This window comes from Virgibacillus salexigens, from assembly GCF_000723585.1.
GTDB classification, from domain to species: domain Bacteria; phylum Bacillota; class Bacilli; order Bacillales; family Amphibacillaceae; genus Virgibacillus; species Virgibacillus salexigens.
Map to the genome: position 1 here is coordinate 1,563,032 of NZ_CCDP010000001.1, position 20,721 is coordinate 1,583,752.

Here is a 20,721-nt window from a genome sequence, read left to right on the forward strand (position 1 = left end):
GGGAGGGATAGTATGAAAGCTTCACAGGAAACGATTCAAGTCCGTAAAGGGGAAGAACTAAATAAAGATAGGTTAGCTGCATTTATTACAGGTCATCTTCCTGAGGTACCTGAGGGTGTGTTACAAATTAAGCAATTTGGCGCGGGTCATTCAAATTTGACCTATTTATTGCGAATTGGCAATTGGGAGGCTGTATTACGTCGTCCTCCCCTTGGTCCGGTCGCTCCCAAAGCTCATGATATGCAAAGAGAATGTAAGATATTAGCTAGCTTACATCCTTTCTATCCCGCTGCTCCTAAACCATACATTTTTTCTGATGATATATCAATTGTCGGGAGTAATTTCTTTATCATGGAAAGACGGAAAGGAATTGTAGTTGATACTGAATTTCCAGATAATATTACGTATACCCCGGCGATCGGAAAACGTATTTCCAAATTAATGGTAGAAAAGTTGGCTGAATTACATCAAATAGATTATACGAAAACGGATTTAGTCACAATGTCAAAACCTGATGGATTTATGGAAAGGCAAGTAGGTGGATGGACAAAGCGATATGAACGAGCTAAAACAGAAGAAATTCCAGGTGTAGATGAATTAACAAACTGGTTGAAATTAAATATTCCCACTTCTGAAAACCCAGCGATTATCCATTATGATTACAAGATGAATAACGCGATGTATTCGGAAGATTTTACAACATTAGAAGGGTTATTTGATTGGGAAATGACAACTGTTGGTGATCCATTGGCAGATGTAGGAGTTGCTTTAGTATATTGGATGGAATCTACCGATCCAGAAATGATAAAAAATGGTTTTGGCAAGCCGCCTGTGACAATAAAGGAAGGGTTCTTTACGAGAGAAGAATTTATGAATGAATATGCAAAGAAAAGTGGGAAAGATTTATCAAATATGCATTTCTACCTTACCTTCGCCTACTTTAAACTTGCTGTTATTTGCCAACAAATCTATTACCGTTATCATCAAGGTCAAACGAATGATGAACGATTTCGTCATCTTAATCATTATGTAGCAAGTTTAATTGAATATGCTCGAAGTTATAGCAAGGGTGTGGTGAAATGAAAATTCACCTCCTTTTAAAAAAGGAAGAAATAGATCCTGTACAAATGAATCAAGAAAAACTCGCTGTTGTCTTTGATGTATTGTTAGCCACGTCGACAATAACAGCTTGTTTAAAAGCAGGAGCTAAAAGTATCATTCCTGTATTAAATGAGGAAGAAGCTTTAATAGAAGCGGAAAGGCATTCACCTGAAGAAATACTGTTAGTAGGGGAATATAATGGCATAACCATTGATGGATTCCATGATCCCAATCCAACTAGATTACAAGAGCATGTGAAAGGGAAAAAGGTGATTCTTTCAACGACAAATGGTACCGTGGCAATACGTAAATCAACTTCTGCTAAAAGCATATACGTAGCTTCGTTATTAAATGCTGATGCTGTTAGTAATCACATTGTAACTACTTATACAAATGAAACTATTGTTGCAGTGTGTTCGGGATCTAAAAATCAATTTTGTATAGAGGACTTCTATGGTGCAGGCTACTTTATCAGCTGTATGGTAAAGCAAATAGGTTTTGAAAATGTGGAATTGACGGATAGCGCGCTGGCAGCAAAGCTGTTTTTTGAAAATACAGTAGATTCCAGCGTCCAACTGCTCCTTCATACTCGAATCGGCAAAATGCTGGAAAGTAATGCTTATGATGCTGTTGAATATATAAGCCGTTGTGGAGTGTATCAAATTGTTCCTAAGTTATGGAAGCAAAAATATGTAATGTTAGAAGATACAGTTGTAGATCATGCCTATTGAGGAACGACAAAGTAAATGTAATCAATAAGGGGGCGATAGGAACATGTATACAAATCATTTTGCGTATTGGCCAGAACGTTTATCTAGAACGCTAACAGTCCCGGAAACTACCTTATTTGATAACCTATTGTTTACTAGTAAACAATATCCTGAAAAAGTTGCCATCTATTATTATGGTCAATCTTATACTTATAAGAAGTTATTACAAGAAGTTGAAGCACTTGCAGGATATATGGAACAAACATGTCATGTTGCAAAAGGTGATAAAATCTTACTATTTATGCAAAACTCTCCACAATTTCTTATCAGCTTTTTTGCTATCCTACGATTGCGTGCAGTGGTTGTACCAATTAACCCCATGAGTATAACAAAAGATCTCCATTTTTATTTAGAAGATTGCCAAATTAGCCATGCAATTGTAGGAATGGAACTATATGAAAAAGTACTTCCATTAAAAGAGACAACTTCTCTTAAAAACATTCTTGTCACTTCTTATGCTAGTTATATTCACCCTAATCATCATTTAGAAGATTTGCCCTCAGAAGTTACCTTACCTGTAATTACCCTTGAGCAAGATGTCTGGTGGGAGGAGGCATTAGTTTGTAACTATCAAGCTTCTTCATATCATGGAAAAAGCGATGATCTTGCGGTTATTCCATATACATCTGGAACAACTGGGCTCCCTAAAGGATGCAAGCATACAAATCGCACTGTGCAAGCAAATACAGTTAGTGCTTATCATTGGATGAACTTTACATCAGATACCGTCGTGTTAACGACCTTGCCGTTATATCATGTTACCGGTTTGGTGCATAGTGCTCTTACGCCGATTTTTGGTGGGAGCAGCATGGTGATTTTGACGAGATGGGATCGAGATATGGCAGGAAAGGTAATTGAAACATATAACTGTACGCATTGGACAAATATAAGTACCATGCTGATTGATTTTTTAGCCAATCCTAAACTGAGTACCTATGATATATCATCCTTACAGTCTATTGGTGGAGGAGGAGCGCCATTACCCGAGGCAGTAGGGGAAGCCTTGTTTAATCGAACTGGACTAAGATATATAGAGGGTTATGGACTTTCAGAAACCATATCACATACTCATTTTAATCCCCCGCATCGTTCCAAGCTGCAATGTTTAGGAATCCCAACTTTTGATCTGGATGCTAGAATCATTGATTTGCATACCAAGGAAATACTGGGACCTTATGAAAATGGAGAGTTGGTTGTTTCTGGACCACAAGTGTTTGAAGGCTATTATAATCGTGTGGAAGAGAACGGGGAGGCGCATATTCAAATCGATGGGAAAACATTCTTTCGTACGGGTGATATTGTACAAATGGACAATGAGGGATACTATTTTTTAGTTGACCGGTTAAAAAGGATGATTAATGCTTCGGGTTATAAAGTTTGGCCAACAGAAGTAGAATCAATCTTATATAATCATCCAGCTGTACAACAAGCATGTGTGGTTCGTACACCGGATGAAAAGCGTGGAGAAACGGTAAAAGCTTTCATTATCATCAAGGAGACTTACAAAGGATATGTAACAGAAAAGGAAATAATTGAGTGGTCTAAACAACAGATGGCAGCTTATAAATATCCTAGAGTTATCGAGTTTATTGATCATTTTCCTACCACTAGTAGTGGAAAAATATTATGGCGTCAGTTACAAGAACAAGGTGAATCATCTAGCTTGAATATGTAAGCGTATTCTTAATGGGATGGAGGAATGATAATGGAGAAAGTCTGGCATAAGCATTACCCAGATCATATTGCCAAGGAGATAGTAATTCCTAATAAAACATTACCAGACATGCTAACAGATACAATTGGTAACTATGGTGAAAGACCAGCCTTGTGTTTTTATGGTAAGGAAACAACATATCAAGCATTAGGAGTTCAAGTAGATCGATTTACCAGTGCGATTCAACAACAGGGTCTAAAAAAAGGCAACAGAGCAGCTATTATGTTACCAAACTGCCCACAATATGTTATTAGTTATTATGGGATTTTACAAGCCGGAGGAATTGTTACCCAACTAAATCCGATGCTTGTTGCGAAAGAAATGGAAGAAATACTAAATGATTCCGGTGCAGAGACAATTATCATATATGATGCATTATTGCCGAGTTTAAATCAAATTATCGACCAAACACCAATTAAACATGTAATAAAAGTAAGCCTAAGTGGATACGAGGTTGAAGATGGAATAGCAATTGGATTTGCAACATTTCTGCAATCCGTGAATCAATCATTTACTCCTGTCAAGATTGATCCTAGTGAAGATATAGCAATACTTCAATATACAGGTGGCACGACAGGGAGATCAAAAGGAGCAATGCTGACACATGGAAATCTTTTAGCAAACGTCATGCAATCATATGAATTTTTTAAAGATCATATTGATTTCGGCATGGAACGATATTTAAGTGTTATCCCGCTATTTCATGTTTACGGTATGACTTCTTGTATGAATTTATCAATATATACTGGAGCAATGAATATTCTCTTACCCAAATTTGATATTGAGGAAGTATTACAGACCATAAAAGATGTGCAGCCAACTTCTTTCCCTGGTGTCCCGACCATGTATATTGCTTTAATAAACCATCCAAAAGTGAAGGAATATGCAGTTAACAGTATTGAGATTTGTAATAGTGGAAGCGCCCCCATGCCTGGAGAAATCATGAAAGAATTTGAAAGTAAAACTGGTGCAAAAATTCTAGAAGGATATGGTCTATCTGAAAGTTCACCAACAACCCATTGTAATCCTCTTTTCGGAGAAAGAAAACCAGGCAGTGTCGGCATAGGTTTTCCATCAACGGACTATAAAATCGTGGATTTAGTTTACGGTACAGAGGAATTACCAGTTGGGGAAGTTGGAGAAATCGTTATTAAAGGTCCACAGGTAATGAAAGGTTATTGGAATATGGAAGAAGAAACAGCACAAACATTAAGAGATGGCTGGCTTTATACGGGGGATATAGCTTACATGGATAAAGACGGTTATTTATATATCGTTGATCGAAAGAAAGATTTAATTATCGCAAGTGGATACAATGTTTATCCAAGGGATATAGAAGAAGTTATTTATCAACATGAAGCAGTTCAAGAAGCTGTAGTCGTTGGTATACCTGACCCATATCGTGGAGAAACAGTAAAAGCGGTTATTGTGTTGAAAGAAGGTAGTCAATGTACAGACCAGGAAATAATTAATTTTTGCAAAAGTAGCCTAGCACCTTATAAAGTTCCAAAGGTTATTGAATTTCGAAAAAAACTACCGAAAACATCAGTAGGCAAAATTCTTCGTCGCAAAATTAGAGAAGAGTTACATTAAATTAAAGGGGGATAAGTAACATGCGTAGTTGGAAAGTAACTACATTAGGAGAACCAAAAGATGTTTTAGAGATTCAAGAAGAAGTAGAACCGGTTCCTGCAGCTGGAGATGTCTTAATTGAAGTTCAGGCTTCTTCGCTCAATTTTTTTGATATATTACTATGTCAAGGCAAATACCAAGAACGCCCTCCTATTCCGTTTACTCCTGGAGCGGAAGTTTGTGGTATTATTCGTGCTGTTGGGGAGGAGGTAAGTAAGCTAAAAGTTGGTCAATTGGTCATTGCTACACCTGAGCTCCCAAGTGGCGGTCTCACAGAAACAGTATGCGTGAAAGAAGCTGCTGTTTATGTTATATCGGATAATTTATCTGCTGCTGAGGCTGCTGGAATGTTTATCACGTATCAAACATCCTATTATGCATTATTTCACCGAGGAGGCATCGCGGAAGATGACGTGCTATTAGTTCATGCTGGGGCAGGTGGCGTAGGTTCTGCAGCTATTCAATTAGGGAAATCAATTGGTTGTAGAGTCATTGCTACTGCAGGAGGAATGGAGAAGGTACAAGTTTGTAAAGAACTAGGTGCAGATGTTGCGATAAATTATACTAAAGATGATTTCGTCGACATTGTTAAACAAGAAACAAATGGCAAAGGTGCAGATGTTATATTTGATCCTGTTGGTGCTGATGTATTTGATCGATCACGAAAATGTGTTGCCTTTGATGGGCGCATACTGGTTATTGGATTTGCTGGAGGGCGCATTCCGGAAGCTCCAGTGAATCATGCATTAGTAAAGAATTATTCCATTGTTGGTGTGCATTGGGGGCTTTTTAGAAAAAAACATCCGGACAATGTTGTCGCTATTCATCAATCCTTGATGAAATTGTATGATCAAGGTCTTATAAAACCATTGGTTTATCAAGAATTTGATTTTAAAGAAGTACCTCATGCATTAGAAGTATTAGGAGACAGAGGAACTTATGGGAAATTAATTGTCACTCCATAAATAAGTATACGATGGACAAGGAGAGAAGAAATGCGATTAGTAAATAAAGTTGCTGTTATAACGGGTGGTGCTGGTGGGATTGGAGAAGCAACCGCAAAATGCTTTGCAAAAGAAGGAGCACATCTTATTTTAGCTGATCGAGTAAGCAGGTCGGAAGTAATGTTTATCGATGAACTCATTGATGCTGGTGTCGAAGCAACTTATATACAAACAGATATTACAGATCCGAAGGAAATGAAAAGCTTATTTCAAGCTACGATCGATAAATATGGAAGTATTCACGTTTTATTTAATAATGCAGGCGTAAATAGTGTAGAGAAGAAAATTCCAGATATAACAATAGATGAGTGGCAACAAGTGTTAAACATTAACCAGAATGGTGTTTTTCTAGCAATGAAGTATGGTATTCCTCATATGGAATCTGGGGGTTCTATCATCAATACAGCAAGTATTGCAGGGATAAAGGGACAGAAATTAGTTGCTGCTTACTCAGCTTCAAAAAGTAGCGTTATTGCGCTTACGAAAACGGCAGCAACGGAGTTTGGCAGAAAAAATATTCGAGTGAATGCAATTGCTCCAGGAATTATTGATACGGAAATGATTAAGGATTGGAAACAGTCGGAAAAATGGCCGATCTTATCAACATCGAATGCTTTAAAGAGAATTGGGAAACCCGAGGAAATTGCAAACGTTGTTCTTTTTTTGGCATCGGATGAATCTTCATTTATTACTGGCGAGACCTTAGTAGTAGATGGAGGCACCTTGAACATATAAGAGCAGGGGGAAGGATGTCCCTGCTCTTTTAGTCTTTCTGTTTCGCAATCCGTTCCCATTTTTTTAAGTAAGGATATGGATCGAAGGACCATTCACTTGTACCATTATCTTTATACATGCCATAATGCAGATGCGGAGGGAACTTCCCTGATGTTCCAGGTGGGCCATATCCAGTTGAACCGACACTCCCTAAAACATCTCCTGGTTTTACTACTTGACCAACTTTTATGTCATCATCATATCCATTCATGTGCCCATAATAATGATAAATATTATAGATATCTCTAATTCCAATGCGCCAGCCTCCATATAAGTTCCAGCCCATCATTTCAATAACGCCATAGGTAGTTGATTTTACTGGTGTTCCATACCCTGCAAAAATATCCGTGCCTTCATGGATCCGTAATCCGCCAAAACCTCTTCGATCTCCCCATGTACTCCGATAACTGTAATTATGAGAAATAGATACAGGAAAATCGCGGTCAGTAAGATTTATGTCTTGAAACGTTTGGAAGACCTTTGCTGTATTCATGATCGTCTGAACGGACAAATCGCGATTATAATAATTCCATAAGGCAATTTTTATATCGTCTTTTGTCTGCCCATATTCCAAAATGTAATTACCGATCGTTTGTAAAATGTCCTCTGGGTTTTCTGGATCTGCCTTTCCATCACCATTTCCGTCTTTTCCTTTACCATTAAAAAACATAATTAGTCGTTCATCATGAATCATGGAAGAATTACCTAGTCCAAACCATAATTCTGGTGGAACATCGATTGATACCACTTTCTCATCATCTGCATTCTTTTTTATGTTTCGTTCATAGTTATCAATAGCAGCAAAGTAATACCAAGGAATCTGTGTTAAGGCTTCTGTCTTTTTAAAAAGCGCCATTCGCTCATCGTATACAGATTCTTCAGCATTCACTGAACTATTTATTAACAGAACGAATAAAACAATAAATAACATAAAAATCCGTTTTAAATACAAAAAACTCACCCTTACTCTTATTCATAAAATAGGAATGCTGCTATAATTATTGAACGTACTGCTTATAACTTTTCCACAAAGTTACCGGATTATGCACAATCGAAAAAAAGGGACTAGCTAGAAATATCCAGCTAGTCCTGTATTACGATTATTCGTTCATCTCGTCAGTCATACCTTGTGGTGATTTTCTCATTTCATCGATGATCTGTTGGATTGTATTATCATAATTTCCATCGGTGGTTCTTGAATTATGAAGACTGTGGATATCATTCATCAGGGTTTCATTATCGGAAACATATACCTTAAAGTATCTTGGCATTACAGACATAGCAGTTTTCTTAGCCATTTGTGCAGATTTTGCTTCATCATATGCATCCGATTTTTGATATGCAATTAAGACTTCCTCATCTGTTACTAACGTTGCTACTTCTTCAAAGGCGTCACTCCGCAACATAATTCGAGTAATCATATTTGCCATTTCAGTACGATCCATGCTTATGGAATGATTTCTCTCGGAATTATTATCCATTTGATCCTTCGTATAGCGTACATAGCCCAGCTTATCATCTGTGCCATCTTCTGATTCTTGTAATTCATTATTTGGATCAAGCTCATCTTTTATTTGCTCACTTTCATTTTTTGCGGTATCATCATTGGCACAGCCAGTTATTAGCAACATAGTCATGAATCCAATGGGAAGCATCCTTTTCCAATCCATGGCTATCCTCCATTCTCTAAGTTGTTTTATCATCATTAGTTTGTAATACTCGGTGAAATTCATACCCGTATTTTTCTGGTGGCTTTTATAAAAAGATGATAAACTGAAAAAGACATTTATCGGCAGAATAACGGAAGTTTTGTTTTAATAAAAAGATGTTTTTGTAAGTAGAGAAGCTAGGTGGACCGATCTTGTCTTATAGCCTTGGACGATTAATATTTAGTAGAACCTAAAAACACCCACAAATAAGTTACAGTATGGGGGGATTCATATGATTGAGCTGCAAGGTAAAAAGTATCAGCTTATAGAAAATCATAAAGAAGGATTTCAAGAAGAAGTCATCAAAGAGCGATATTCAGATATATTAGCGAAATACGATTACATAGTCGGAGATTGGGGTTATGAACAATTACGATTGAAGGGTTTTTATACAGATAAAAACCAAAAAGCAGCATTTGATGCGAAAATTGGTGCGCTGGATGATTATCTTTATGAATATTGTAATTTTGGCTGTGCCTATTTTGTGCTAGAGAAAGTGACTTCAAAAGAGCAGTAGCGTTCTTGCTACTGCTCTTCATCTTTTTCATCGTGAATGATATGTGAACCAGGTATTCTTCTTGGTACTTTTTCATGCTGTTCCCTATCTGGATAGACAAATGCGCTATCTCTTCGCTGCCCTTCTTCCCATGGCGTTGATTTTCCTTCAACGGCTTCGTCTTTGTTTATCGGGGATCCAAATGAGCCTTCTGGAAATTCTTCTGGGATTAATTTATCATGCGCGTTTTCTACATTGGAAAAGTTATCATAATCTTTCTTCTTTCGCATCGTCAAATTCATATCACTCCTTCACTAAAAAATACAAACCAAAAGGTTGTTGGTTTGTATTTTTTGTTTAATTGTTAAACGTATGGCTGGTAAATAAAAGAAACTAGAATTTGGATACTAATTAGTAGGAATGGCAATTGATAAATTAATTTATAAGGGACATCGGTGATATCCGCCATATTTCTTTTCTAACATTTTGCCCAGTCGGAATACGGCATTTTCATTTCCGATGTTACTCATAATTTGTATGGCTATAGGCATGTTATTGTCATCTTTCCCGATTGGTAAGGTTAGTGATGGCAATCCCCATACATTTGCATAAGCAACATAAGGCATGTAGGTAAGAAATTTCCTGCGTATCGAGAAGACTTGCTGATACACCTTCCCATGTGGTAACGCTCCAGTATGATATACTGGGAAGATTAACAAGCGGTTTTTAAGGTAGGCGTGAATTCTTTGATCGCCATTGGAAATAATCTCTTTGATTTCGTTTATTCTGCTAATCGATGGTTGGAATAATTTGGATCCTAAAATTGCTTTTGATAAATATGGCCGAATTCTAGTACGCTCGGTAACCTTTTCTTTTAGAAAAGCTTTTATTATATTTGACCGATCATTATGATAAGCGGCTTTTTCAATTAAATCGCTACCATTACTTGATATCATCTCTTGCCATAACTGCGTGCTTTCCTCAAATAAAGGAGGAATTCGACGATAGGTAGAAAAGGAGCGCATGACTACTTTTTCCACATCATTCAGTAAATTTTTTGTTTCTAAACTTAGAGGCAGCGAGATATTACTTGGAAGAATATCTATTTTAAACTCTCGCAGTGAGTGGTCTTCTGGTTCGCAAGATGATAGGATGGAATATAAAAGTTCCATATCTCTTACCGTCTTCCCCATCGGTCCTATGGTTAGCATTCGAGCTTGCATATCATTTGTGACAGATGGAAAATGGCCATTGGAAGGTATTTGATTACACCCAGGCTTAAATCCCACTACACCATTAAAGTGACTTGGAAAGCGTATGGAGCCTCCAATATCTGAACCAATTCCAGCGACAGCACCTCCTGCTGCTAACAGTGCACCTTCACCTCCACTAGAACCACCACAAGTTCGTGTTATATCCCAAGGATTATTCGTTCTTCCGTATAATTTATTATCCGTTTCCTGGCAAAAACATAAGGCTGGGGTATTTGTCTTACCTAAAATTATTGCTCCAGATTGCTTTAATTTCGTGATCACTTCCGCATCATGGCGAGCAATAAGATCCTTCCTGTGCTCCAGTCCTCCAGTTGTTTTCATCCCTGCTACATGTATCGATTCTTTAATACTAATTGGGATACCGAACAGAGGGGAAGTAGGGGGATGATTCTCTAAATATCTATCCATTTCCTGTGCCTCTTCCATAGCTTCTTCATATCGGTCTTCAATAACAGCGTTTAAAATCGGATTGATTTGTTGTTGTCTTTGAATATAAGCGGCTACAATGGATGTTATCGAGAATTTCTTTTCTTTAATTGCATGGGATATAGCAGTAATATCCAAGTCAAGTATATCTTCCTCACTGGAAGAAACAACAGATCCCATCATATGTCATTCTTCTCCTTATCTGCCAATTTTAAATTGGAGTAACAATCAAAGTACTTCTTTGAGAAAATTTCTGATCTCATCTGCTTCCATATTTGTTTCTTGGAAGATATGTTCAATTCTCCCTCTATCCTGTAAATCCTCCTTCGTTATTTCGGTAAACCGATTTTTTCTAAGGTTAATGATAATGGTTTTATTTGGGCATTCTTCACTCTGGATAAATGCAAAATCATAACGCTGTAAATTGCCCATAAAGCTAATATAGCGTACTTCCTTGGTTATGGTTTCATCTTTAATTAGTTCATAGTTCGTACTCATCATTTCCCTCTTTTCCGAATATTGACATTTTCCTTTACTATACCATGTTCTACTCAAAAATCCCATATGATATGGTATGATAAATAATGTATTCCATTTTGGAGGTTTGTTACATGTATTTTGTAGAAAGAAGTAAGATAGAACAGACACTTGAATACTTAGATCAATTGTTGGATGTATTGAAGATGAATGATCCAGATACATTGATTGACAAATTAGGGTTAGAAAGAGCTGTGCATATAGTAATAGAATGTACAATAGATGTTGGAAATATGATGATCGATGGTTTTATTATGCGCGATCCTGGTAGTTATGATGATATTATTGACATCTTAATCGATGAAAAAGTTCTTCCATTACAGGAAGAAACTCCGTATAAACAGTTAATTCAGCTTAGAAAGATGTTGATGTCCTCTTATCATGCTGTGGATCATCGACAGCTGCAACAAATTGTACAACGTAATTATCATATCTATAAGCAGTTCTCTAGTCATGTAAGAACCTATTTGGATAATGAGCTAGGTGTAGCAAACGCCTTTTCAAATGAATCATGATAACGATAAAAATCGTTGTTTTAATAGAAGACAGATGACAATATTTATCTGTCTTCTATTATGTTCAACAAGAAAGAAGGGTTACGATGACAAAATCATACCATGGTTACTTAATTGATCTAGATGGGACAATGTATAAGGGGGAGGAACCAATTGAAGCTGCTGCTGATTTCGTTGCTGCTTTAAATGCAAAACAAATCCCTTATGTGTATGTCACTAATAATTCTTCAAAAACCCAAGAAGCTGTTGCTGAAAAACTCACGTATATGGGAATTACCGCTAATAAGGATCAAGTTGTTACTACAAGTATTGCAACAGCTAATTATATTAAAGCACAAAAACATAATGCAAGTTGTTATGTTATTGGGGAAGAAGGAATTCATCAAGCTATTCAGAAGAAGGGGCTTACAATAACAGAAAATGAAGATTGTGACTTTGTAGTTATTGGAATTGACAGAGATATTACCTATGAGAAATTAGCAAAAGCCAGTATAGCAGTACGTAATGGCGCAACGTTCATCTCTACAAATGGGGATGTGGCAATCCCGAATGAACGAGGATTACTTCCTGGGAATGGAGCTCTAACATCCGTTATTGCAAGGAGTACCGGCATAGATCCGATTTTTATCGGAAAACCTGAATCGATTATTATCGAAGAAGCTTTGAACGTCTTAGATTTAGAAAAGGAAGAGGTAGTAATGGTTGGTGACAATTACAATACGGATATACGAGCAGGAATTGATGCTGGTATTGACACATTGATGGTATTTACTGGCGTTACTCCTTTTGAGGCATATGCAAGTTTAGAGAAAGCACCAACTTATTTTGTTCATCAATTAGATGAGTGGATAAAAAATATAGAATAGCAGGAAAGATTTCTTCCTGCTATTTTTATATACCTATATTTATTGTATTTATGTTTATTTTATTCCTCGATTAAAATATCTTCTCCTGTAGAGTGTGCAAGTCTACTTGAAGCAGCTGCAGCTATTGCTCCTACAATATCATCTAGGAAAGTATGACATTCGCCTGTTGATTTATCATTTAGTTTCTTTAAAATTCCAGGTTTCTGTTTATCAATATATCCATAATTCGTAAATCCAATAGAACCATAAACGTTAACGATGGATAAAGCAATAATCTCATCAACGCCATATAAGCTTTCATCCGTATCGATGGTTTTCTGAAGAGGCTGTTCCAATTGTTTCTTTTCTGCTAATACATCTAATTGGATACCGGTTACGATAGCATTTTGTACTTCTCGCTTCGTTAATACACGGTCGACGTTATGTCTACATACATCGAGGGTTAAATGATCATGATACTTTGATTGTAAATAATAAACAAGCTCTGCAATATCATCTAATGTAACTCCACGTTCGGTGAGCCACTGTCTTGCTTTCACTTCTAATTCACTGTGAATGGTTTTTCGTTCCATCTTGTATATCTTCCTCTCTCTTTTTCAATTTAAGTTAAAAATGGATGCTCTCTTACATATAAATATAATATATGCCCAAAGGAGGGATCTTTTTGCCTATTCCAGACTGGCTTTACGAAAACTATAATATTCAGCCAGAAGAAAAAAGGTGGGTCGATGGAAAAGAATGTTTTAAATCTGGAGAATATGTTTATTTTACCATTTCTATTGATAACAATGAAGTTATTCATATGGAACAGGCAGTTGTGGCTTATTATTTAGCTGAAGACTATTATGTGCATATGGCAGTTCCTATACAAAATCACCAAGGGGAGTGGTTCACACCTTTTCAGGACGCCATGTATATGGTGATTCAAGGCAAGCTTACTACACGAGAGTTTGACATATCAGATGGGAAGCTTTTAGCTGAATTTCATCAAATTGGAAATGCTTATCAATATGAGCCTAAAGCAATTTCCAGCTATGGACAGTGGAAAGAGCTTTGGATAGCTAAAGTTAATAGCATGGAAGAGAAATTAGCACAAGAAGCAAGGATAAGCCCCTCTGCATATAATCAGCTTGTCATGGATGTATTACCTTATATTATTGGCATCAGTGAAAATGCCATTCAGTATATTCGTGAAAGTGAACAAGAACAACGGTATTACGAAGTTGATCAAGGTACAGTTGCTTTTCGAAGGTATGCTAACCAATTAATTCAGCCAATTATGTGGCCAATGGAATTAGTGTATGATCATCCTGCTAGAGATATTTCTGAATTTATTCGACAACAACTGCTAGCTAATGTACCGCCAGCTAATATCACTCGATTCTTAAATGATTACCAGGCAATTCGTTCTCTATCTGTATTTAGTTGGCGATTAGTGTATGCAAGGTTGTTGTTTCCAATTCATCTTTTTGACTTTCTAGAAAGGAACTTAATAGAAGCGAATAGTAGTGCTGAGCAATTTAAACAATTATTACAGCTCCAATCCGAATATGAACAGAAATTAGGTGATTTTTATAACAGCGTAGACATTGATTGTGAACTCTTACAGATACCTGTGTTACACTGGCTATAAGGTATGCTAGTAATGGAGGTTATAAGATGAAAAAACCGCTGATCTATATTACACGTAAAATCCCTAATCAATTCATAGCTCCATATGCGGAACAATTTGAATTTAAATGTTGGGAGCACGAGAATGAACCTGTTCCAAGATCCGTTTTATTAGAACAAGTAAAAGAGGCTGATGCCCTATTATGTATGTTAAGTGAAGATGTTAATGAAGATTTAATGAAAGCTGCACCCCATTTGAAAATAATAGCGAATCTAGCAGTAGGGTTTGATAATATTGACATTGCTGCTGCTGAATCCAGAAGAATAGTTGTAACCAATACACCAGACGTATTAACTGAAACAACTGCTGACTTAGGCTTTGCCTTACTTATGGCCACAGCACGTCGGTTAATAGAAGCAAGTGACTTTGTAAGGAGAAATGAATGGGAAAATTGGGCTCCCTACTTATTAGCAGGCACAGACATTCATCAGAAAACGATAGGTATTGTTGGGATGGGGAGAATTGGCCAAGCTATTGCTAGAAGAGCAAAAGGGTTTGGAATGGATATTCTCTATTACAATCGTTCTCGAAAATATCAAGAAGAAGTAGAACTTTCAGCACGTTATGTGGATTTTCATACGTTACTAAAGCAAGCAGATTTTGTGATTTCCGTCGTGCCGTTAACAAAGGAAACAGCTGAATTATTTAATGCGCAGGCTTTTCAACAAATGAAAAATACAGGAATATTTATTAATATATCCAGAGGAGCAGTGGTAAATGAAGAGGCGTTAATACATGCGCTGAAAACAAAACAGATTATGGCTGCAGGATTGGATGTTTTTGCAGAAGAACCAATTCGCTCTGATCACCCCTTAGTCAATTTAGACAATGTTGTTGCACTTCCTCATATTGGGTCTGCGAGTACAGAGACAAGAACAAAAATGTGGAAATTATGTTTAGAAAATGTAATAGCGGTATTAGAGGGAGAAGACCCTAAAACCCCAATAACGTAAACAAAGAAGGCTTATGAATAAGCCTTCTTTGTTTAAGAAAAACAATGGTTATAACTGTTTGACACTATATCATCAGTGCTTCATGTCTAGTATCTTAAAACACCTGCTCGATTTCCGTTACCCCTGGAACTTCTGCCATTAAGGCACGCTCAATTCCTGCCTTTAATGTTATGGTAGAGCTAGGGCAGTTTCCACACGCACCCATCAGACGAAGAAGTACAATGCCGTTTTCATCTACATCAACTAATTCCACATCGCCACCGTCACGTAGCAAGAATGGACGTAATTTATTTAACACTTCTTGTACCTGTTCTTGCATCATCCATCTTCTCCTTTCTTACTATCTATTATAAAACGAACACTTTAAAAAATCTATGGTCTTATTGAAAACGATAATCATTTTTATTTTATCTTTTGATGATGATTTTGTAAAATAAAAGATATCCATAAAGGGGGAAGTAAGGGTATGAATGAAATTAGGGTTACGGTTTATGGAGCGGAACAAATTTGTGCTAGTTGTGTTGGTGCACCGGGCTCACGTGATACCTTTGAATGGTTGCAAGCAGCCATAAATAGGAAGTATGTCGCGGATACGGTCTGGTTTGAATATATTGATATTGATCAACCTCCAAACGTGGAAAAACATCAATTATTTATTCAACAAATGGTGGAAGAAGAATTACTTTACCCGATTGTTTTAATTAATGATGAAATGGTCGCAGAAGGTATTCCAAGGCTGAAACCAATTTATCAAGCATTGGATAGCCATGGATTGCAACTTCAGAAAAAATAGAAGAAATGAGGAACCGAGGATGAAGTTCTCTTTTACTAAAATGCACGGATTAGGAAATAGTTATGTATATGTTGACTTATTTCAAGAGATAATGGACGAATCCAAGCTGTCTGCCATTGCCCGACAGGTATCGAGTATAAATACGGGAATCGGATCGGATGGATTAATCTTAATTCAGCCTAGTGAGCAAGCAGATCTAGGGATGAGAATATTTAACAAGGATGGTTCAGAAGGCCAGAGTTGCGGTAATGGACTGCGATGTGTAGCAAAATATGCTTATGAACAAGGAATTGTACAATCTAAGCAATTTACAATAGAAACAAAAGCGAATATTGTTGATGCTAAGGTAGCTGTAGAAAATTCCTGTGTTGAGCTAGTAACAATTAATATGGGTAAGCCTATTCTCCAACGGAATTTAATCCCCATGGTAGGAGCGTTAACAGAGCAGGTTATTGCTGAACCATTTACTGTTAATGGCATACAGTTGAATGTGACGGCTGTTTCAATGGGGAATCCACACGCAATATTTTTCGTCGACAAATTAAAAGAGACGGACGTATTGGAGATAGGACCATTGATTGAGAAGGATGATCGTTTTCCAGATGGTGTAAATGTTGAATTTATTGAAGTTGTTTCCCCTACAGAAATAAATTTTAGTGTTTGGGAACGAGGTTCTGGAGTAACACAAGCTTGTGGGACTGGTGCTTGCGCATCAGTGGTAGCCGCAATATTAACTAATCAAGTAAGCAAAAATGAAGAAATTACCGTACATTTACCTGGAGGAGATTTATATATTAAGTGGGATAATCATGATTATGTATGGATGACAGGAGATGCAGAAACAATCGCTACTGGTGTATATTATGCAAGTATCTAAAAATCAAAAAGTTGAATCAACTCTATTTACTTTGTATACTTAAGAGTAATCAGTTTAGGAAAAGGGGGTCCATGATATGTCTATTACAATAACCGATCATGCAAGGCAGCAGATTCAAGTCATGATGAAGGAAGAGTCCGAAGGGGCGTATTTACGCTTCGGTGTAAAAGGCGGAGGATGCAGTGGATTATCCTATTCACTTGGATTTGAATACGATATTAATCAAGAATTGGACACAACAGAAGTGATTAATGGTATACCTGTTGTATTAAATAACCAAGATATTCCAATTATTGAAGGAACAACCATTGATTTTAAACAGAATATGATGGGCGGGGGATTTAGTATTGATAATCCAAATGCCATTATTTCTTGTGGCTGTGGTTCCTCATTTAGAACAAAGGATAAAGCAGGCGTTCCAGGTGATTGCTAGATAGTAACAAATAAAGCTGAAGCAGATAGTAGCTTCAGCTTTTTTCAATATATACTTCATTTAAAACATGCTTGTAGAGTGTTTGGGTTGAATTCTAGCTTTTGGATCAATATATTGTTTCGCATTATTTATCGCTGTTGGCCCTTCTCCAAAACCAGTTGCTATTAAGTTAACTTTGCCGTCATACGTACATATATCTCCAGCTGCATAGATACCAGGAATGTTCGTTTCCATTTTTGAATTAACTACAATACTATTTCTCTCAATTTCTAGACCCCAATCCTTAATTGGACCAAGAGTAGAAACGAATCCATAATTACATAGCACGGCATCGACGTCTAATTCTATTTTGCGATCTCCGTTCACTTCCTCTAAGATAACTTGTTCAATTTTATCGCCAGCATTTATTTCAGAAGGAACAAATGGAGTAAGAATTTCGACATTCGATGCATGCAACTTCTCAACACTATGTTCATGTGCTCTGAATTTATCTCTACGGTGAACAAGCGTGACACTCTCAGCAATTGGTTCTAGCATTAGTGCCCAGTCAACAGCTGAATCTCCTCCACCTAATAAGACTACATTTTGGTCTTTGTATTGATTCATATCTTTCACATGATAATGAAGGTTTATATTCTCAAACTTTTCGCAATCTCCAATGTTCAATCGGCGTGGTTGAAATGCGCCATTTCCAGCAGTAATAATCATAGTCTTTGTATAATGTACTTCATTTTTATTAGAAGTTAATTTCAGCGTTCCATCTTCAAGACGTTCAACTTGTTCAATGGCCTGTTCTAAAACGATTTCCGGATCAAATATATTAGCTTGTTCCTCTAAATTATCAATTAGCTCTTGTGCTCTAACTTTGGGAAATCCGGCAACATCATATATATATTTCTCTGGATATAAAGCAGTTAACTGCCCTCCAGTATGTGGTAAACTTTCAATGACTTTTACACTTGCCTGGCGCATGCCTCCATAAAAAGCCGTGAATAATCCTACTGGCCCTGCACCTATGATTGTCACATCATATACCTCATTCGACACAATGATCCCCTCCACTTCTATATAGTTTATCTACGCCACTTTTTATACTATCATATCTAGACCACAATAGAATATTAATGTACTCGCTTCATATGAAATTTATAATTAGGAATAATTTAATAATTCGGTAAACTGTGGATTGGGTTGAAATATAATTGAAAAAAGGCTACTATATTCAAGGAAGATATTACGATTATGTGACAAATTATTGAATCATGATATGGTTCGGCTAAATCGGTTGGAACGTGGAAAAATACTGGATTTTTGTATTCTTTCATCTAACGCTTGACCATAAAAGCTTGGCATTTAGCCAAGTTTTTCTTATGACTAGTTCGTGAAATATGTCACAAGCACACAAAATAGTAAATTATTGGAAGTGATGACGTTGAATAAACCAAATATTGTGATCTTAGGTGCTGGTTATGGCGGAATGATGACAACGGTTAAATTGCAAAAGTCACTAGGTAGCAATGAAGCGAATATAACATTAGTTAATATGAATGATTATCATTACCAAACAACATGGTTACACGAAAATGCAGCTGGGACACTGCACCATGACCGAACGCGAATTCAAATTAATTCTGTCATTGATATTAATAAAGTAAACTTTATTAAGGACAAGGTTATTTCTGTAAAACCAGAAGAAAAACTAGTTAAAATGGAAAATAATCAATTACATTATGATATTCTAGTTATTGGACTAGGCTTTGAAGCAGCGACATTTGGTATTCCAGGTCTTGCAGAAAATGCTTTCACCATTGGAGACATTAATCGTGCCCGCCTTATACGTGAACATATCGATTATAATTTTGCTTTATATCATAACGAAAACACAAAAAAACAAGCCCGACTTAATATTGTCGTGGGTGGTGGAGGATTTACTGGTGTTGAATTTTTAGGGGAACTTGCGGATCGTATCCCAGAACTATGTAAAGAATACGATATTGATAAGAATTTAGTTCGCATTATTAATATTGAAGGATCGCCAACTATATTACCAGGATTTGACCCACAGCTTGTTGAATATGCAATGAATTCGCTTGAATCACGTGGAGTAGAATTTATTACGGGTGCTTTATTGAAAGAATGTACAGCTACAAGTGTCGTATATGAAAAAAATGGAAAAGAAGTAGAAATTCCAACCTTAACAACAGTATGGGCCGCAGGCGTAAGAGCGAACTCTATCATTGAAAAATCAGGATTTCAAAATAATCGAGGAAAAATAGAAGTTCAAGCTGACATGCGGACGCCTGAGTATAGTGACGTTTTTGTTATTGGCGATTGTGCACTGATTATGAATGAGGAAAGCGGCAAACCATATCCGCCCACTGCACAAATTGCAATTCAACAATCGGATATTGTTGCACATAATGTTAAAGCACTCATTCATAATACAAAGATGGAAACGTTTGAACCGAACATCTTAGGTACAGTTGCTTCTTTGGGAAGTAATGACGCAATTGGTGTTATATTAAATAACCAAAAATTACTGGGATGGAAAGCTACTGTAATGAAAAAGATCATTGATAATCGCTATCTTTGGAAATTAGGTGGCTTCGGTTTATTAATGAAAAAGGGGAAATTTAATATTTTTTATTAAATCACCATATTATCAACGTTTTAGCTATGGTGTGACAATTTTTTGACTATTCATGTAAAAGAATGAAGAAGCAAAGGCATGTACTGTCTTTGCTTTTTATATAAATTCCTTTAAAATGGAGAAGGATATGATGGCAAGGAAACTGGAAAAAATTAGATAACTAGAGTACCTGAAGGGAGACACCCAATTTGATTCAATTAGTCGTATCTATTTTATTATATTTTGTAATCTTTTTTGGTATCGCATTTATATTGAATATGCTATTAAGAAGGACATGGTTAATGGCTTTCTTATATCCAATTGTAGTGTTAATGATTGTTGATAATATTTCTACGTGGGAGTACTTTAAAGCGCCGGTAGAAGCGTTTTCGGAAGCGTTTTCTAGATTAATGCAAATTACACCAGTAGACATCGGGATATTAGCAGCAGGGTTTGCAGGAACGATTGTATCGGGCTTCGTTATAAAACTACTTCGAAAAAGTGGATATCAAATGTTTTAATAGAATGATGAATAAAATTTTGTAG

24 protein-coding genes are annotated in these 20,721 nt (G+C 36.6%); 16 read left to right on the forward strand and 8 right to left on the reverse strand.

Translation table 11 applies throughout. The features are described from left to right. Positions 1-12 precede the first annotated feature (12 nt). The 6 genes from BN990_RS07075 to BN990_RS07100 are packed head-to-tail and all read left to right on the forward strand — an operon-like array spanning position 13 to position 6,956. On the forward strand, positions 13-1,083 hold the full coding sequence (locus BN990_RS07075) for a phosphotransferase family protein (RefSeq protein WP_038243154.1): 1,071 nt from the start codon (positions 13-15) through the stop codon (positions 1,081-1,083). Continuing rightward, positions 1,080-1,832 carry a 2-phosphosulfolactate phosphatase gene (locus BN990_RS07080; protein WP_021288934.1) on the forward strand — a complete coding sequence of 251 codons (753 nt, stop codon included), beginning with the start codon at positions 1,080-1,082 and terminating at the stop codon, positions 1,830-1,832. The genes BN990_RS07075 and BN990_RS07080 overlap by 4 nt, the downstream gene beginning before the upstream one ends. 43 nt (positions 1,833-1,875) lie before the next feature. Beyond that, a complete protein-coding gene (locus BN990_RS07085; protein WP_038243157.1) occupies positions 1,876-3,546 on the forward strand; it encodes a long-chain-fatty-acid--CoA ligase in 1,671 nt (556 codons plus the stop codon). A gap of 27 nt (positions 3,547-3,573) precedes the next feature. Further along, on the forward strand, positions 3,574-5,178 hold the full coding sequence (locus tag BN990_RS07090) for a long-chain-fatty-acid--CoA ligase (protein WP_370459210.1): 1,605 nt from the start codon (positions 3,574-3,576) through the stop codon (positions 5,176-5,178). Between the two features lie 20 nt (positions 5,179-5,198). Beyond that, positions 5,199-6,182, forward strand: a complete 984-nt coding sequence (locus BN990_RS07095; protein ID WP_038243162.1) for an NADPH:quinone oxidoreductase family protein — start codon at positions 5,199-5,201, stop codon at positions 6,180-6,182. A 30-nt stretch (positions 6,183-6,212) separates the two neighbouring features. Further along, positions 6,213-6,956, forward strand: coding sequence for an SDR family NAD(P)-dependent oxidoreductase (locus BN990_RS07100; RefSeq protein ID WP_021288930.1), 744 nt, complete (start codon positions 6,213-6,215; stop codon positions 6,954-6,956). Positions 6,957-6,984: 28 nt separating this feature from the next. Here BN990_RS07100 and BN990_RS07105 read toward each other — a convergent pair whose 3' ends face one another. Both BN990_RS07105 and BN990_RS07110 read right to left on the reverse strand, forming a co-directional pair. Then, entirely contained in the window at positions 6,985-7,947 is a 963-nt protein-coding gene (locus BN990_RS07105) for a M23 family metallopeptidase (protein WP_021288929.1), read from the reverse strand. 148 nt (positions 7,948-8,095) lie between these two features. Beyond that, the gene (locus BN990_RS07110) at positions 8,096-8,665 is read right to left on the reverse strand and encodes a YhcN/YlaJ family sporulation lipoprotein (RefSeq protein ID WP_021288928.1); all 570 of its coding nucleotides are present in this window, start codon (positions 8,663-8,665) and stop codon (positions 8,096-8,098) included. Between the two features lie 271 nt (positions 8,666-8,936). On the opposite strand from BN990_RS07110, the gene BN990_RS07115 reads away from it, so the two are divergent. Continuing rightward, positions 8,937-9,221 carry a YutD family protein gene (locus BN990_RS07115; protein ID WP_021288927.1) on the forward strand — a complete coding sequence of 95 codons (285 nt, stop codon included), beginning with the start codon at positions 8,937-8,939 and terminating at the stop codon, positions 9,219-9,221. Positions 9,222-9,229: 8 nt separating this feature from the next. Here BN990_RS07115 and BN990_RS07120 read toward each other — a convergent pair whose 3' ends face one another. The 3 genes from BN990_RS07120 to BN990_RS07130 form a co-directional block, all read right to left on the reverse strand. Next, positions 9,230-9,490 carry a hypothetical protein gene (locus BN990_RS07120; protein WP_031334941.1) on the reverse strand — a complete coding sequence of 87 codons (261 nt, stop codon included), beginning with the start codon at positions 9,488-9,490 and terminating at the stop codon, positions 9,230-9,232. 150 nt (positions 9,491-9,640) lie between these two features. After that, a complete protein-coding gene (locus BN990_RS21500; RefSeq protein WP_021288925.1) occupies positions 9,641-11,083 on the reverse strand; it encodes an amidase in 1,443 nt (480 codons plus the stop codon). Positions 11,084-11,128: 45 nt separating this feature from the next. Next, positions 11,129-11,398: an SAV0927 family protein gene (locus BN990_RS07130; protein WP_021288924.1), complete on the reverse strand. Its 270-nt coding sequence runs from the start codon at positions 11,396-11,398 to the stop codon at positions 11,129-11,131. A gap of 113 nt (positions 11,399-11,511) precedes the next feature. Between BN990_RS07130 and BN990_RS07135 the strand changes: the two genes are divergently transcribed. Both BN990_RS07135 and BN990_RS07140 read left to right on the forward strand, forming a co-directional pair. Further along, positions 11,512-11,952 (forward strand): DUF86 domain-containing protein, encoded by a 441-nt coding sequence (locus tag BN990_RS07135; RefSeq protein WP_021288923.1) that lies wholly within the window; start codon positions 11,512-11,514, stop codon positions 11,950-11,952. A gap of 86 nt (positions 11,953-12,038) precedes the next feature. Beyond that, on the forward strand, positions 12,039-12,818 hold the full coding sequence (locus BN990_RS07140; protein WP_021288922.1) for a TIGR01457 family HAD-type hydrolase: 780 nt from the start codon (positions 12,039-12,041) through the stop codon (positions 12,816-12,818). Between the two features lie 59 nt (positions 12,819-12,877). Here the strand turns inward: BN990_RS07140 and BN990_RS07145 are convergent, their stop codons facing one another. After that, positions 12,878-13,390, reverse strand: a complete 513-nt coding sequence (locus tag BN990_RS07145) for a phosphatidylglycerophosphatase A family protein (RefSeq protein WP_021288921.1) — start codon at positions 13,388-13,390, stop codon at positions 12,878-12,880. A gap of 92 nt (positions 13,391-13,482) precedes the next feature. Between BN990_RS07145 and BN990_RS07150 the strand changes: the two genes are divergently transcribed. Together BN990_RS07150 and BN990_RS07155 are read left to right on the forward strand one after the other, a co-directional pair. Then, entirely contained in the window at positions 13,483-14,451 is a 969-nt protein-coding gene (locus BN990_RS07150; protein ID WP_021288920.1) for a protein kinase family protein, read from the forward strand. Between the two features lie 26 nt (positions 14,452-14,477). Beyond that, a complete protein-coding gene (locus BN990_RS07155) occupies positions 14,478-15,443 on the forward strand; it encodes a 2-hydroxyacid dehydrogenase (RefSeq protein WP_021288919.1) in 966 nt (321 codons plus the stop codon). A gap of 94 nt (positions 15,444-15,537) precedes the next feature. Here the strand turns inward: BN990_RS07155 and BN990_RS07160 are convergent, their stop codons facing one another. Continuing rightward, complete coding sequence (locus tag BN990_RS07160; protein WP_021288918.1) at positions 15,538-15,765, reverse strand: NifU family protein; 228 nt, start codon at positions 15,763-15,765, stop codon at positions 15,538-15,540. Between the two features lie 144 nt (positions 15,766-15,909). Here BN990_RS07160 and BN990_RS07165 point away from each other — a divergent pair, with 144 nt between their 5' ends. The 3 genes from BN990_RS07165 (at position 15,910) to BN990_RS07175 (ending at position 17,546) form a co-directional block, all read left to right on the forward strand. After that, complete coding sequence (locus BN990_RS07165) at positions 15,910-16,236, forward strand: YuzD family protein (RefSeq protein ID WP_021288917.1); 327 nt, start codon at positions 15,910-15,912, stop codon at positions 16,234-16,236. 19 nt (positions 16,237-16,255) lie between these two features. Beyond that, on the forward strand, positions 16,256-17,113 hold the full coding sequence (gene dapF, locus BN990_RS07170) for a diaminopimelate epimerase (protein ID WP_021288916.1): 858 nt from the start codon (positions 16,256-16,258) through the stop codon (positions 17,111-17,113). 76 nt (positions 17,114-17,189) lie between these two features. Continuing rightward, positions 17,190-17,546, forward strand: coding sequence for a HesB/IscA family protein (locus BN990_RS07175; protein ID WP_021288915.1), 357 nt, complete (start codon positions 17,190-17,192; stop codon positions 17,544-17,546). A gap of 60 nt (positions 17,547-17,606) precedes the next feature. Here the strand turns inward: BN990_RS07175 and BN990_RS07180 are convergent, their stop codons facing one another. Next, positions 17,607-18,593, reverse strand: a complete 987-nt coding sequence (locus BN990_RS07180) for an NAD(P)/FAD-dependent oxidoreductase (protein WP_021288914.1) — start codon at positions 18,591-18,593, stop codon at positions 17,607-17,609. A gap of 385 nt (positions 18,594-18,978) precedes the next feature. On the opposite strand from BN990_RS07180, the gene BN990_RS07185 reads away from it, so the two are divergent. Together BN990_RS07185 and BN990_RS07190 are read left to right on the forward strand one after the other, a co-directional pair. After that, positions 18,979-20,196: an NAD(P)/FAD-dependent oxidoreductase gene (locus tag BN990_RS07185; protein WP_021288913.1), complete on the forward strand. Its 1,218-nt coding sequence runs from the start codon at positions 18,979-18,981 to the stop codon at positions 20,194-20,196. 188 nt (positions 20,197-20,384) lie between these two features. Beyond that, on the forward strand, positions 20,385-20,696 hold the full coding sequence (locus tag BN990_RS07190; RefSeq protein WP_021288912.1) for a YuiB family protein: 312 nt from the start codon (positions 20,385-20,387) through the stop codon (positions 20,694-20,696). Positions 20,697-20,721 lie beyond the last annotated feature (25 nt).